This window comes from Paenibacillus nanensis (assembly GCF_003583765.1).
Lineage (GTDB): Bacteria > Bacillota > Bacilli > Paenibacillales > Paenibacillaceae > Pristimantibacillus > Pristimantibacillus nanensis.
This window is the reverse complement of the sequence record NZ_QXQA01000002.1, coordinates 649,177-662,961: the sequence shown is the minus strand read 5'-3', so window position 1 is coordinate 662,961 and position 13,785 is coordinate 649,177. Positions and strand designations below refer to the sequence as shown.

General features: G+C 53.2%; 8 protein-coding genes and 1 pseudogene. 6 read left to right on the top strand and 3 right to left on the bottom strand.

All coding sequences use genetic code 11. The features are described 5' to 3' along the window. Positions 1-39 precede the first annotated feature (39 nt). The gene (locus D3P08_RS05935; protein ID WP_119598502.1) at positions 40-2,052 is read left to right on the top strand and encodes a beta-galactosidase; all 2,013 of its coding nucleotides are present in this window, start codon (positions 40-42) and stop codon (positions 2,050-2,052) included. Then, positions 2,036-3,754 (top strand): glycoside hydrolase family 2 protein, encoded by a 1,719-nt coding sequence (locus tag D3P08_RS05930; RefSeq protein WP_119598501.1) that lies wholly within the window; start codon positions 2,036-2,038, stop codon positions 3,752-3,754. The genes D3P08_RS05935 and D3P08_RS05930 overlap by 17 nt, the downstream gene beginning before the upstream one ends. Here D3P08_RS05930 and D3P08_RS05925 read toward each other — a convergent pair. After that, positions 3,736-4,635 carry an AraC family transcriptional regulator gene (locus tag D3P08_RS05925; protein ID WP_119598601.1) on the bottom strand — a complete coding sequence of 300 codons (900 nt, stop codon included), beginning with the start codon at positions 4,633-4,635 and terminating at the stop codon, positions 3,736-3,738. The two genes, D3P08_RS05930 and D3P08_RS05925, sit on opposite strands and share 19 nt — an antisense overlap. Positions 4,636-4,851: 216 nt before the next feature. Between D3P08_RS05925 and D3P08_RS05920 the strand changes: the two genes are divergently transcribed. Further along, complete coding sequence (locus D3P08_RS05920) at positions 4,852-7,557, top strand: glycosyl hydrolase family 95 catalytic domain-containing protein (RefSeq protein WP_119598500.1); 2,706 nt, start codon at positions 4,852-4,854, stop codon at positions 7,555-7,557. Between the two features lie 112 nt (positions 7,558-7,669). On the opposite strand, the pseudogene D3P08_RS27670 reads toward D3P08_RS05920, so the two are convergent. Further along, a pseudogene (locus D3P08_RS27670) lies at positions 7,670-7,891 on the bottom strand (alpha-L-fucosidase C-terminal domain-containing protein); the annotation flags it as partial. Positions 7,892-8,503: 612 nt separating this feature from the next. On the opposite strand from D3P08_RS27670, the gene D3P08_RS05910 reads away from it, so the two are divergent. After that, the gene (locus D3P08_RS05910) at positions 8,504-11,089 is read left to right on the top strand and encodes a glycoside hydrolase family 38 N-terminal domain-containing protein (RefSeq protein ID WP_119598499.1); all 2,586 of its coding nucleotides are present in this window, start codon (positions 8,504-8,506) and stop codon (positions 11,087-11,089) included. Here D3P08_RS05910 and D3P08_RS05905 read toward each other — a convergent pair. Further along, a complete protein-coding gene (locus D3P08_RS05905; protein WP_119598498.1) occupies positions 11,080-11,970 on the bottom strand; it encodes an AraC family transcriptional regulator in 891 nt (296 codons plus the stop codon). The two genes, D3P08_RS05910 and D3P08_RS05905, sit on opposite strands and share 10 nt — an antisense overlap. A 143-nt stretch (positions 11,971-12,113) precedes the next feature. On the opposite strand from D3P08_RS05905, the gene D3P08_RS05900 reads away from it, so the two are divergent. Continuing rightward, positions 12,114-13,061: an ROK family protein gene (locus D3P08_RS05900; RefSeq protein WP_119598497.1), complete on the top strand. Its 948-nt coding sequence runs from the start codon at positions 12,114-12,116 to the stop codon at positions 13,059-13,061. 183 nt (positions 13,062-13,244) lie between these two features. Further along, complete coding sequence (locus D3P08_RS05895) at positions 13,245-13,784, top strand: hypothetical protein (RefSeq protein ID WP_119598496.1); 540 nt, start codon at positions 13,245-13,247, stop codon at positions 13,782-13,784. Position 13,785: the final 1 nt, after the last annotated feature.

The following is a 13,785-nucleotide window of genomic DNA, read 5'->3' as shown; positions in this document are numbered from 1 at the left end:
AATGTAATGTGACCGTATGGGATATAGGGGGGATAGGAAATGAGAATGGGTGTTGACTATTATCCGGAGCACTGGGAGCGCTCGATGTGGGAGCAGGATGCAAGGCTGATGCGGGAGACGGGAATCAGTCTGATTCGCGTTGCTGAATTCGCTTGGTCGCGCTTGGAGCCGGAGGAAGGCCGGTATGCGTTCGGCTGGCTTGACGATGCGATCGATATCTTCCATCAATACGGAATCCAGGTCGTGATCGGCACGCCGTCCTGCACGCCTCCCAATTGGCTTGTAGAGCGCTTTCCGGACGTGCTTCCCCGCGACGCTATGCTGAATCCGAGGTATCCGGGCATTCGCGGACATCGCTGCTACAACAGTCCGTCCATGCGTGTTTTTTTGGCGAAAATCGTGGAGAAGCTGGCTGCCCATTATGCCAGCCACCCGGCGGTGATCGGCTGGCAGATCGATAATGAGTTCGGCCTAAACGAGTGTCACTGCGAGAATTGCAATATCCGGTTCCGCGAATGGCTGTCGAAGAAGTACGATACGTTGGAAGCCTTGAATCAGGATTGGGGCACGGTTGTCTGGAGCGGCGAATATAGCTCCTGGGAGCAAATCACCACACCGCTAGGCGGCGCCAAATTCAGGAATCCGTCTTATTTGCTCGACTGGAGACGGTTCGAAACCGATTCCGTCGTGGAATTTCAACAATTGCAAGTCAATATTTTGCGAAAATATTGTCCAAATCATTTTGTCACGCATAATATTTGGAGCTATCCGATGTCGCTCGATTATTACAAGCTTTGCGAGGAACTGGACTTTGCTTCCCTCGATTATTACCCGAGCACAAGCCCAGATAAAGCACTATCGGGCGGATACGGCGGCGCGTTAACGCTCGATTTAACCCGGGGGATCAAGAGGCAAAATTTTTGGATCATGGAAACGATAAGCGGTCCTCCCGGATGCTGGTTTCCGATGTGGCGTACCCCGCAGCCCGGGTTTATCCGGGCCTTCGCGTGGCAATGCATAGCCCGCGGCGCCGACACGCTCGTTCATTTCCGGTGGCGGAGCGCTCCGTATGGCGCCGAACAATTCTGGCATGGATTAATCGACCATAGCAATGTTCCCGGCAGGCGATTCGAGGAATATCGGATATTATGCGATGAAGTGAACCGGCTTTCCCCTCTATTGGAGGGATCAGAGGTGCTTGGGGAGGCTGCCGTCCTCCACTCGCATGATTTGTACAATGCGTTCGAGATTCAGCCTCAGGCAGAAGGCATGAATTATTTCGACAATTTGAAGCTTTATCACCGGGCTCTGACCAAATCCGGCATTCTGACGGATGTCGTGAATACATCGGACGAGCTGGACAAGTACCGCCTTATTGTTGCCCCGTCGCTCTATTTGCTGGATGAAAAACTGGCGGACAAGCTGAAAAATTGCGCGAAGAACGGAGCTACCTTAATCCTGACGAATCGTACCGGCGTCAAAAATAGGAGCAACGTATGCTGGATGCACCCGCTGCCTGCTCATCTAGCTGAGGCCGCGGGCGTTACCGTAGCGGAATACGACCCCATCGGCCATGACGTCCATACGATCCGCATGCTGGACGGAAAGACGTATTCGTGCAGTCAATGGTGCGATGTCCTAGAGCCTGCGGGAGCGGAGACGGTTGCTTGGTACGAGGACGATTTCTATGCGGGCAAACCGGCTGCGACGGTTCATTCGTATGGGAAGGGCAAAGTTTACTATATAGGTACCGTTGCCGAGGAAAGCTTCTATCAGGAATTATTCGGTAAGGCTGCCGATAACGCGGGGCTGAACCGCTTTACCGGTTTGCCGGAGGGTGTGCAAATTTCGATTCGTCGAAGAGGAAACACGAATTATTTGTTCCTGTTGAATTTGACGCCAAAGCCGCATACGGTCGAGCTGAAGGACACTTACAGGAGCATTCTGCAGGAGACGAGCGTCGGTCCTGCCGTCCACATGGACCCCTATGCGGTTGAAATCATCGAATGGGATCAAAAGTTTGGAGGGAGATCCATTGCTTCGACTGTTTAGAACGAATGAAATCCGTGATGTGCAGGAGCTGGAGGGGGATTGGGATTTTCAACCGATTAATGGGGCTCGGGAGTTGCCGTCCCACTACGAATACCGGATGCCCGTACCCGGGTGCTGGGAGATGCATCCGCGGTTTGCGACCTATCAAGGAAAAGGCGTATACCGGCGCATCGTAGAAATATCGCAAAAAGGCGCCATTCGGCTTGTATTCAAAGGCGTGTGTCATACGGCAGACGTCTTCTTTGACGGAGTTCCGGCAGGGCGGCATTATAATGCGTACACGCCGTTTGCCGTCGTTATTCCGGATGTCGAGCCGGGAACGCATGAGATTGCGGTAATTGCGGACAATTCGTTCGGCGAATCGTCCGCACTTCATGTTCCGAACGATTATTATACGTACGGCGGCTTGATCCGGCCTGCGGCGATGGAGCTCTTGCAAGAAGAGTTGTTCATTGAACGTATCGCTTTTACGCCGATTCGTTCCGCTGAAGGGTGGCAGGGCGCGATTAGCCTCTATGTACGAAATATCGGGCGACGAGCCCGCCAAGCACGGCTGCAGCTCAGTCTGGCGGGCAGGGACATCGACGGAGGCGGGGTTAGCGTAAAGCCAGGCGAGACCGTCGAAATTTCGATTACGGAATCGTTCCAAGGCGTTAACCCGTGGTCGGCTGATAATCCAACGCTTTATATGCTGAAGGCGCTTCTGTATGTGGAAGGGCAAGATGCACCCGTGGATGATTTGATCGAGCGGGTCGGCTTTCGCACGGTGACGACGGAGAACGGCCGCATCCAGGTTAACGGCGAGGATGTTGTTCTGAAGGGCTTTAACCGGCATGAGGACCATGCGCTGGCAGGAGCCGCCATTCCTTATCCGCTTATGGTGCACGACTTGGAATTGATGCTGGACATGGGGGCCAACACCGTACGGACCAGCCACTATCCGAACGACGAACGGTTTCTTGATTTGTGCGATGAACGGGGCTTGTTCGTATGGGAAGAAAATCATGCGCGCGGCCTAAGTCTGGAGCAGATGAAGCATCCCTTGTTCGCCAAGCAATGCGAGGATTGCAACCGGGAGATGGTGGAGAACCATTTCAACCATCCGAGCATCATCATATGGGCGATTTTGAACGAATGCGCAAGCGATACGCCGGAGGGACGGGAGATGTATCGGACGCAGCTTGAGCAGATCAGGGCGATGGATTCGTCAAGGCCGCTAAGCTTCGCTACGCATCACCGCGACCGCGAGCTTTGCTTCGATCTTGCGGATATCGTCTCGTTCAACTTGTATCCGCTCTGGTACGGGGACGAGGATCCGTTGGAGCTTGTCAAGCAGGCTAGACATTGGGCTGACCAAGCCGGTGGACTGGGAAAGCCGATGATCATGAGCGAATTCGGAGGAGACGGGTATTACGGTTATCGCGACCCTAGCCGGGTGAAAGGAACGGAGGAGCGTCATGCCGATATCATCGAGCGCAATTTGGCGGCTTATACGTCCGTCCCGTTCTTGTCCGGCATGCTGATCTGGCAATTTTGCGATTGCAGGGTAACGGAAGGGACAGGTTGGCTGCTGACCCGCGCGGGAACGCAGAACAGCAAGGGGATCGTCGACCGGTACCGGAGACCGAAGCTGGCTTATTCCGTCGTGAAGGAGTATTTTGCAGGTCGAGAATCGCAAGGATGTCAAGGAACCTTGGAGTAATCCAGGGTTCCTTTTCGATTTGAAGCGCGAAAGTCCCCTGCCGGAACGTTGTAGTACTTCTTAAATGCGTTGCAAAATGGTTCCAATGAGGAAAAGCCGACATGCTGCGCGATTTCGCTCACGGACATGCTCGTCGTATGAAGAAGATGGGCGGCAGCCTTCATTCTCGCCTTTGTCAACATCTGCGTAAACGACATGCCGAAATAACGATGGAGGATTCTCTCCGTTTGTCTCACGCTAAGCCCGAGCTTTTGTGCAAGTGTCCCAATGGTTAAGTCACTAAAGCTTGACAGAAAGCTGCTTTCAATAATAACGATTCTCTCGTCATCCAACGTTTTTAGCGGCATGACAGAGGTTGTCGGATAGTTATTCGTATAGTTTCTGACAAGCTTGATGACGATCTGTTCCAACAAATTCCGAACAGTCGCATGCCAGCCGATATACCGGCTGGAGGTTTCGAAGGAGAGCTGTTCGAACAGCAGCAGCAAATTCTGTTTGTCCTGACCGAACCAAAAGCTTGTTTGAACGAATTGGTCTGCAATGAAGGAAAGATCCGGATCATCGCTATCCGCATGGGCCAATAATTCGAAGCAAATGCAATATTCTGCCATGGGGTCGGAGAGATCCGTTATTTGCTCATGCGCGATATCCGGACCGGTCATGTAGAGCGTGCCGGGCATGATCGGATATTGAAGGCCGTTCGCCGCGAGAATTCCCCGGCCGCGAGGAATATAATGCAGTTCGTAGCTTTTCATGCTGTGGCTGTGCTCGACAAAGGATTGATGAAAGTACCCGAATCGGACATACAAAACGTTTAATAGTAAACCGCCTAATGAAAGCTTGACATTCATATTTTCAATACTTACTTTTGGGAGTTCCATTCGGGCTTTCCCCCATTCGGTATCATTGGTATAGCATTCTTCTTCATAATAAAGCTGTCTCAGCGTTAGCACAAGGACATCCTCCGGTTGTCTATTGGTTGCTGCAAGATTGCGACATCTTGCCGTTCATGATGTCGTTTTGAACGATTCATGAACGTTTTGCCGCCAGATATAATAAGGTCCATAGCGATTATTTTCAGACAAGGGAGTAAAGAAATGGCTAATGCGGCGGAAGCGAAACGAATGTACGGTAAAGGAAATTATGCCCGAACCTATACAGAGGTGCCAGCTACAGATCCCGGACGGGCATGGCGGGAAGGGATGGTTAGCGGAAACGGCGAGAACGGTTATATCATGTCAGGGTCGCCGTATAATGACAGCATTATTTTTCAATACATGTGGTTCAACTTTCCGTCCCCGGATCCAAGAGAGATTCCGGAAGAATTAACGGGACAGCTTGATGACGCGAGAAGGAATGTGTTTCAGCTGAACGATCAATGGAAAATTACCCACGCGGACGGAAGAACAAGGCGGAGAACCTTCTTTTACGGCTATCACCCGGGCCATCAGCTTAGACTGAACATGACGAATAAAGGCACCGTAACCGAGTATGAGCGATGGACGAATTACGAGACGGCCGAGACAGGTGTCCGTTTCACCGACGAATTCGGCGAGTGGATTCGAACTTCATTTACGTCCAGAGAAGATAATGTCTCGATTATGAAGCTTGAACGATCCTCAGCCGGCGCCAAGCTTAATATGACGATCTCTATCGATGACATTTCGAGCTTGTACAAGGCCGGGGGAGGCATGACGGAGCTCCAATACAAAAAGCTAGTGGACCCGAATGCCGACTATATCGCACAGATTGCCCATTATCCGTCATATCAGGGCAGCGAGCTGATTGACGGTGGATACGCAGGTCTTACGCAGGTTATTGTCGTGAATGGAGGCAAGAAGCGGGTACAGCTCGCTGACTCGAATGAACCGATGAATGTCGGCGCGGTACAGAACCCGGCCATTCAAGTGGTGGAAGCCGACGCTGTCTATCTCATCACGCAATCGAACAGATCATTCGATATGGGAAAGATCGAAGATTTTGCCGGAATGACGCAATACCCACTAGTTCATGAACTTTTCAAAAATACGAATGCTGCAGCCGAGAAATATCAAGCTCCTTCCGGCCATTTCGATTATGACGCCGCCCTTGCGCCGCATGCCGAGAAACATGCCGCGGAATTTAACGCCGTACGTTTTACGCTTGAAGGCGACGAGGATTTCAAAGGCGCGGACAACGAAGCGCTTATCCACGCGCAGAAGGAATCGAAATCCAGTATCAATCACGCTTTTATGGAGCAGGTTTACAATCAGGGACGATATGCCTTGATCTGCTGCAGCGGTTCAAGCGCGCCGCGGCTGTACGGAATGTGGACCGGAGAGTGGAATCCCGGCTGGCGCTCGATCTATACGCTCGATGCCAACGTGAATTTGCAGGTTTCGCCTATGAACACGGGCCATTTCACATTCGCGCAGCTTGGGTATATCGCATTCTTCCTGCGCAACGCCTCGGATTTCGAATACAATGCGCGAATGTCTTATGGGATGCATGATGCGATTCAGGTGTCTGTCAACTCGGACGGCGACCGCGGCATGCAAGTAGAATACGACAATGACTATCCTTTCCAATATTGGAATGCCGGGGCGAGCTGGTGCCTGCTGCCGATCTTCGAGTATTGGCAGTGCTACGGCAACCGGCAAATTCCAATTCAACCCAACATGAGGATTCATGATCTGAAGAAGATTCTCAGCGTAAGGGACGGGGGGCTGACGGATGAGGAGTTCACGCAATTGATACGCAGGGGATATCTGGATCTGGAGCAGGATATTTTGCTGCCGCTCCTTACAAAGCAGGCTAACTTCTGGGAACAGCTTTGTACGCCGGAGTACTATACGGATCCAAGCGGAAAAGCGAGTTACGAGAGAGGCAAAACCGCGCTGAAGCCGGGTGAAAAATATTTGCTGATCCCTGCCTATTCGCCGGAGAATAACCCGATCGGCTACAACAGCACGATTACGGCTAATGCCACCATGGATATTTCAGCAGCGCGGGATGGACTTCATATGGTCATTGCCATAGAGAAAGCGATAAAGCGCGAAGGATATGAGGCAGCGGTTGCCAAATGGGAGGCTCTGCTGGAGCTGCTGCCGGATTATAAGGTGGACAAGGACGGCGCGCTTCGCGAATGGGCGATGAATGAATATACGGAAAACAACGATCACCGCCATTTGAGCCATCTCTACCCGGCATGGCCTGCGTATGAAACGCAGAACAATATGGAATTGAGGAAGTCTGCAATAATCGCTCTAGAGAATAGGAATAAATACAATACATCGGATGCGACGGCGGGTCACGGCTGGATGCACAAGGCATTGGTCTGCGCCAGATTAAAGGACGGCGACGGGGTCGTCTCTTCTCTTCTTCCGATGATGACGGATTCCGGCTATTACACATCCTTGATGACAGACCATGACACAAACAGAAGAAATGACTGCTATTGCACGGATACGTTATTCGGTACAGTGGGAGCCGTGAATGAAGCGCTGCTTTTCTCGAATACCGGGGAAATCGAGGTTCTTCCGGCGCTGCCTTCCGAATGGAAATCGGGATCGATCAACGGACTGATGGCAAGGGCCGGGGTGGAGGTCAAGGAGCTGGTTTGGGACATGAACGTCGTATCCTTCACCTTGCAATCCGTGACAGACCATCATGAAATGAAAGTGAAAGCCGGCCTGCCTTGGATTAAAGGAATGGTCAACGGCAAGGAAGCAGAGGTACATGACGATGAACTTGGCCAATATCTCCGTATTCCGCTGAATGCCGGAATGGACGTTCGAGTAATATTGACATTATCCAATCGATAGGATGGTCAGAATAGAATAGAACGGAAAGCCTACATCGATAATGAACGACAAAGCCGGCTGCGTGGATAACGACAGCCGGCTTTATTTTAACAACCTCTATCAGCCTAAGGATTTAAGGATTCAGCTCAATCGCCAGGCAGTTGACGTATGGCGTCGGGCGTCTGTCCGGCAGCGAAACGATCAGTGCTCCATACGACTGTTCGAATGGGACTTCGCCCGCTCCAAGCAGCCGGACGGACTTCACTTGATCTGCCGGAGTCAACGAACGAATGATGGCGCGATGATCGTCCGGCCACCGCATTTGGAAAGCGTACAGCGTATTTCTCTTTTGCGTGAAACGGAAGTCGCTGGCGTTCCAAGCTCAGACGATAGATGATTCGGATCGTAATGCTCGCAGTTCGGCACATACAAATCTTCGAAGGCAGGGTTGTTGCCGTCATAAGGGATGCCCGCATAAGGGCCTTCCTTATCCTGTCCTTTATTGAATTTAAACCAGCTGAACGTCGCTCCCATATGCTCGGGTAGTCCGAAAGGCAGTTCCCGGCTGGAAGCCTCGGCTTTCCACAGCGCTACGTATCTTTTTCGGTCCCATGTTGACCGAATGTATTACCCAAGTCTCCTCAAGCGGAAGCGCGAGCTTCTAGCTTGTACGCCTGCACTATGGGAGGAACCCAATGGAAGATCGTCAGCGGCAATAATAAAATTAGCGGTGCAAGGCTAAACTCCCTCGCACCGCTAATTTTAGTTACTGACAAGTTTTCGATTAAAGCCGGCTGTCCTTTAAGTGAATGATGCTGCTTCTGGGACAGCCTCTTTCCCGTGGAGTCGACAGGTGGCCAACTGCCATCCGATGTCCGGATATTGTAAAGAGTTGACTTCATATTCGAAAGACGGTCTTCCCGGCTGCTTTATATAATGAGAAAAAATGCGTGAGAGGTGAGTCGGGTTGCCGAAAATAAAGGAAATATGGATATACCACCATAGCCACTTAGATGTCGGGTATACGCATCCGCAGCCGGTGCTGTGGGAACTTCAAAAGCAATATATCGATCAGGCCATCCATTTGTGCGAGATGACCGAGCACGAGAAAGAATGTATGCGCTTCCGCTGGACATGCGAGGCAACGGAGCCGGTGATAAGATGGCTGGAATCAGCTTCGCCAAGCGATGTAGAGCGGATGAGCCGATTCGTGCGCAACGGGCAAATATGCTTGACCGCGCTTAGTATGCACACCGCTCCGCTTAGCAGCGCGGATCAGCTCGCGAGAATGCTGTATCCGGTGAAATCGCTGCGGGAGCAGTTCGGCGCGAAGGTGAATACGGCGATCAACCATGACATTAACGGGCAGCCGTGGACATTCGCGCAAATTCTTCTGGACGCGGGAATCGAGCTGTACACGATGGGCATCAATATTCACTTTGGCGGCATTCCGCTCCCGAGGCCGCTGGTGTTCCGATGGAAGGCGCCGGACGGACGCGAGCTGCTCACATTCAACGGCGAGCATTATTCCGTCTTCACTCAAATTTGCGAGCTGTGGGAAAAGGATCTCGGCAAGATGAAGCGGGGCATCGGCCCCTATTTGAACCGGTTGGAGCAGATGGGATATCCGCATGATTTTGTATACCTGTCTACAACCAATGTCCCGATGCTCGACAATACGCCGCCGGACGAAGAGCTGCTGGAGATGGTGCGTCGCTGGAATGAAGCCGGAGAGGACGTTAAGTTAAAGCTGGCGACGCCGGAAATGCTGCTGGAGAAAATCAAGCAGCTGCCGCAAGATACGATTCCGGTCTTCGCAGGAGATTGGACGGATTATTGGAACTTCGGCGCCGCGAGCTCGGCCGAGGAGACGCGGCTAACGCGCAGAACCAAATACAGCCTCCGAACGACCGAGCTGCTGGCCGCCTTCCAGGGCGGATGGACGGAGCGCGACCGAGCCGTCTGGCAGGAAGCATGGAAGCAGCTGGAGCTCTATGACGAGCATACATGGGGCGCGAACGAGTCCGTCACGAATCCGGATTCCCTCTTTACGAGAACGCTGTGGATGCACAAGGCGCATCCCGCCTATCAGGCTAACAGCTTAAGCGGATTCGCGCTGGCGACGCAGCTTGAACGACTCGCGGGCAATCCGCTGCAATCGGGCCAACCGGAGGGGCTGCTTCTCGTCAATCCTACGCAATGGGCGCAGAAGCTGGATCTACGCGTTTCGGATGAATTCATGTACGCGGGCAGACACGTATCCGCCAATCGCTTCAAATTTCAGCAGAACAATGGGGATACGAATTGGCAGATGCCTGCCGCCGGAGTGTTGGAGCTGCCGCCTTTCAGCTGGAAAAAAATAAAATACGATCAGCTGCGGAAGGCGGAGACGCCAAGCTTATGGGTCACGGATTCTGTCATTGATACGCCTTATTACACGCTGGAGGTTGATCCGAAGACGGGCAGAATCGGCAAGCTATACGACAAGCGGCAAGATTGGCATGTCCTGGATCCGGAAAGTCCTTATACGTTGTTCCAGTTCGTACACGAGAAGATCGATGCGCTGCGAGGGGAGGAGAAGCGAACGACTTTATTCCCCAGGGACATTGAGAAATGCAACAACAGCATCAGCTGCTGGAACCATAATTGGCCGGCGAATCGCAGAGGAGCGGAGCGGCTTGTGGAATGCCGAATAGACCGCCACGATTCGGGAGCGACGCTCGTCTTGCGCTGGGAGGCGCCCGGCACGGAAGGATTGGAGCAGAAGATTACGCTGTTTACGGACAATCCGCGCATCGAGCTGATTGCTTCCTTTTACAAGACGGATGAAAGGACGCCGGAATCGATTTATTTTGCCATTCCGTTGAACCTGAAAGGATGGCGAGCGACTTTCGACAGCGCGGGAACGTTCGTGGAGCTGGACAAGGAGCAGCTTCCGGGTTCCTGCCGCGACTATGTGACAGTGGATAGGGCCGTGTCCGTGCATGACGATAATAGGGGCGTGACGCTCGCTTGTCCGGACGCCCCGCTCGTGCAGATCGGCGGCTTCCATTTCGGCCAAGAGCTGAAGCATGTCTCGGGAGAGGAAAATCCGCTGCTATTGGCATGGCCGGTCAACAATTATTGGGACACGAATTTCAGAGCGAGCCAGCCCGGCAAGCTGACATTCAAGTACGAGCTCACCGTCCATGGCGGACATCGAGTTGATGCGATGCTGGCGTCGGGAACGCTCGCAGGCAGTCCCGTCCAGATGTTCCCGGCCGTGTATTGCCCGTCGGAGGAAGCGGGTACCTTCCTCGCAGCGGACAATAACAGGATCGAGATTGCGGGCGTTAAACCGGCTGAGGATGGAAACGGCATCGTGATCCGTCTACAGAACATATCGAGCGAATCGAAGGAGGACGTTAATCTCGCGTTCCCGGGCAGGTCGATTTCGTACGCAGCCATCACCGACGGTCTCGAGACGGATATCGGGCAGCTGCCTAGCGCGGGAGACGCCGTTAGCCTGTCGCTTGAGCCGAGACAGCTGCTGGCTTTGCGCGTTCAATGGTGAAGCTGCTGGAATTTATGCTTGAATTTCGCGGGCGGCATCCCCATCTCGGCTGAGAAGACGCTGGTGAAATAATGAACCGTGTCGAATCCGGTCTGCCTGGAAATGTCTTTAATCGAAAGGTCGGTTTCCGTTAGCAGAATGCCGGCTTTTCTTATCCGCTCTTTGCGTATATAGACGGAGCAGGATTGACCGAGCTCCGCCAGAAAAAGGCGCGAGAGGTGGCGGCTCGAAATATGGAGATGCTCGGCGACATCGTTCAGCCTTAGAGGCTGCGACAGATTGTCCCGAATAAAAAGCTTAGCTTGATAAACCAACGAGGCGGCTTGACTGCTTCGGCTTACGACGGCGGCGGACGGCTCCTTGTCGGCAAAGGTCCTCTCGACGCTCGTAATTAGGGACAGCCCCAAGCCGGAGATTCCGTCATGAAACAACGGCTGCATCTCATTCGCCATTAATAGCAGCGTTGTCCATAATCGGATGACAGGAAGCTCCTGCGCATTCGGAATAAAGACGGAACGGGCACGACGAAGCTTTGCGAACAGAGCCTTGCACTCGTCGGAGCATCCCTCGGCATCGATATCGAAAGCCATGAATAATAGGTCCATTCCGTGATCGGTGACGATATGATGCACATGCCCCGGACGGGAGAGGAATAGGCTGCCGTCTTCGAGCGGGTAATGCTCCTCCTGCTCCCAGTAGCTGCCTGTCCCTTTAAGAACGTAACAAATTTCGAAAAAGGAGTGCTTATGCGGTTTGTTGCCGACAAAGCCGCTTTGCGCGCCCCAATAATAGACGGTGGCGGCTATGCCGTTTCCTTTCAAATAGGAGGCTTTCTGATTCAGTAGAATCGAACCGTCCAGCATGTGATCGTTCCACTTCAAGGAAGTCAACTCCTCGCATGAATGTCCTTATATTTTTAAAAAATGTCGGTTTATTCAAAATACAATGATTACGCAAAAATGTAAACGTAGATCTAGGATCGAGCGATTGAGCCATATGGAGAATGGGGATGGGATAGGTAACGATGGGGAAATACGCAATGGCCTTCGATGTCGGCGGATCGTTCATCAAATCGGCCGCGCTCGATCATGCGGGGCATGTCGTGCCGGGAACGTACGGCATTTACCCCGCGAAATCAAATGAAAGCAAAGACGGCTTCATGGAGCATCTGGTAGCGATCCTTCATCAGCAGACAAACCGGCTTCTGGACAGAAGCGTGGAATTATACGGAGTTGGCTATGCTTTTCCCGGACCGTTCGACTATGCCGCCGGCATCAGTTATATAAGCGGAACGGATAAGTTCGAACGTCTGTACGGCGTGAATATACGTGAAGAGCTGCTTGACCGGCTGCGGAACGGCGAAGCCTTTGAGTGTAAAAGATCAGAGCGGTTTCGAATCGTTTTCGAGAACGACGCCAACTTATTTGCGCTGGGCGAATGGCATACGGGTTATGCGAGCCTCTATTCGCGCGTCATGTTCCTTACGATTGGAACCGGAGCCGGGTCGGCGTTTGTCGAGGAAGGGAAGCTGATTACGGACCGCGACGATGTGCCGCCGAACGGCTGGATTTACAATCAGCCGTTCGGCGAGACCGTCGTGGACGATTATATTTCGAAACGCGGTATTCTGCGGCTGGCGGAGCAAGCGGGCATTCCTATAGAAGGCGGGGACATCCGGATGCTCGCCGATTCGGCCCGGAGCGGGGACGCAACGGCGCGCGGGGTGTTTCGGCAATTCGGCCGGAGCCTGGGCGAGATGCTGACCCCGTATGTCCGCCAATTTCGGCCGGAGGCGGTCGTTATGGGCGGACAAATCGCAAAAAGCAAGGATTTGTTCGAGAAGGGCATATTCGAAACTTTAACGGAGCCGAAGCTGCAAATACGGCCGGTGCTGGACACCTCGCTGAGCGCCTTCGCGGGAGTGGCCCATTTATTAAGGCAGGGGGATAACCAAAATGAATCAAAATATTGAAGCTGCCGAGCTTCCCATGCGGGAAGGCGATACGGTTCCTATCGAGCAAGTTACCGAGCTTGGCGGTGGACATTCGGACGAAAACCGCTCGCTGCAATTTGCCTTTGGCGGCGCGTATCCTGTCGGGGGATGGCGCCTTCCCGTCGCGTACGAGGGTATGGAGCACTCCCTTAATGGGCGGGATTGGTCGAGAAGAGCGAACGAATCCCGGAGGGGCAGGAGCAGACGGATACCGACCTTTATTATACGGCGGCGAACGCCCGGCTATGGCTGTGGCGAGGGCTCCGGAGGAGCGCTTCGAGGATTGGACGTCATGGCGTTATTTGGGACGGCTCGGGCTGGAGTGTGGACAAGGAGGAAGTCCAGCCGATCGCCGACGAAATATCTTGCGAATACTGCGTAACGCCAATGGGTGGGCAATGGGACGGAGCCGGGTATGCCGTCGTATTCCACGAATCGGGAGCCGGAAACCGGCTGTCTATGTACATCGGCGATAGTCCCGTCGGGCCCTTCCGCAATCCGATTCGCTTGTATGCATGCCCGGAGCCGCTGCAGGGCAAGACGATCTATGCGTACAGTGCCAAGGCCCACCCGCATCTCTCCGCGCGAGGGGAGCTTCTGTCCAGCTACAACGTAAATGCGACCAGCAAGAACAGTCATATGGAGCATGGCTGCATTTATCGGCCTCGCTTCGTGAATATACGCCAAATCCGTCTCCGCTAGC

Excerpts from the sequence above, each read along its gene's own strand:
- D3P08_RS05935 (WP_119598502.1), top strand. The coding sequence starts at position 40 with ATGAGAATGGGTGTTGACTATTATCCGGAGCACTGGGAGCGCTCGATG.
- D3P08_RS05925 (WP_119598601.1), bottom strand. The coding sequence starts at position 4,635 with ATGGAACTCCCAAAAGTAAGTATTGAAAATATGAATGTCAAGCTTTCA.
- D3P08_RS05920 (WP_119598500.1), top strand. The coding sequence starts at position 4,852 with ATGGCTAATGCGGCGGAAGCGAAACGAATGTACGGTAAAGGAAATTAT.
- D3P08_RS05900 (WP_119598497.1), top strand. The coding sequence starts at position 12,114 with ATGGGGAAATACGCAATGGCCTTCGATGTCGGCGGATCGTTCATCAAA.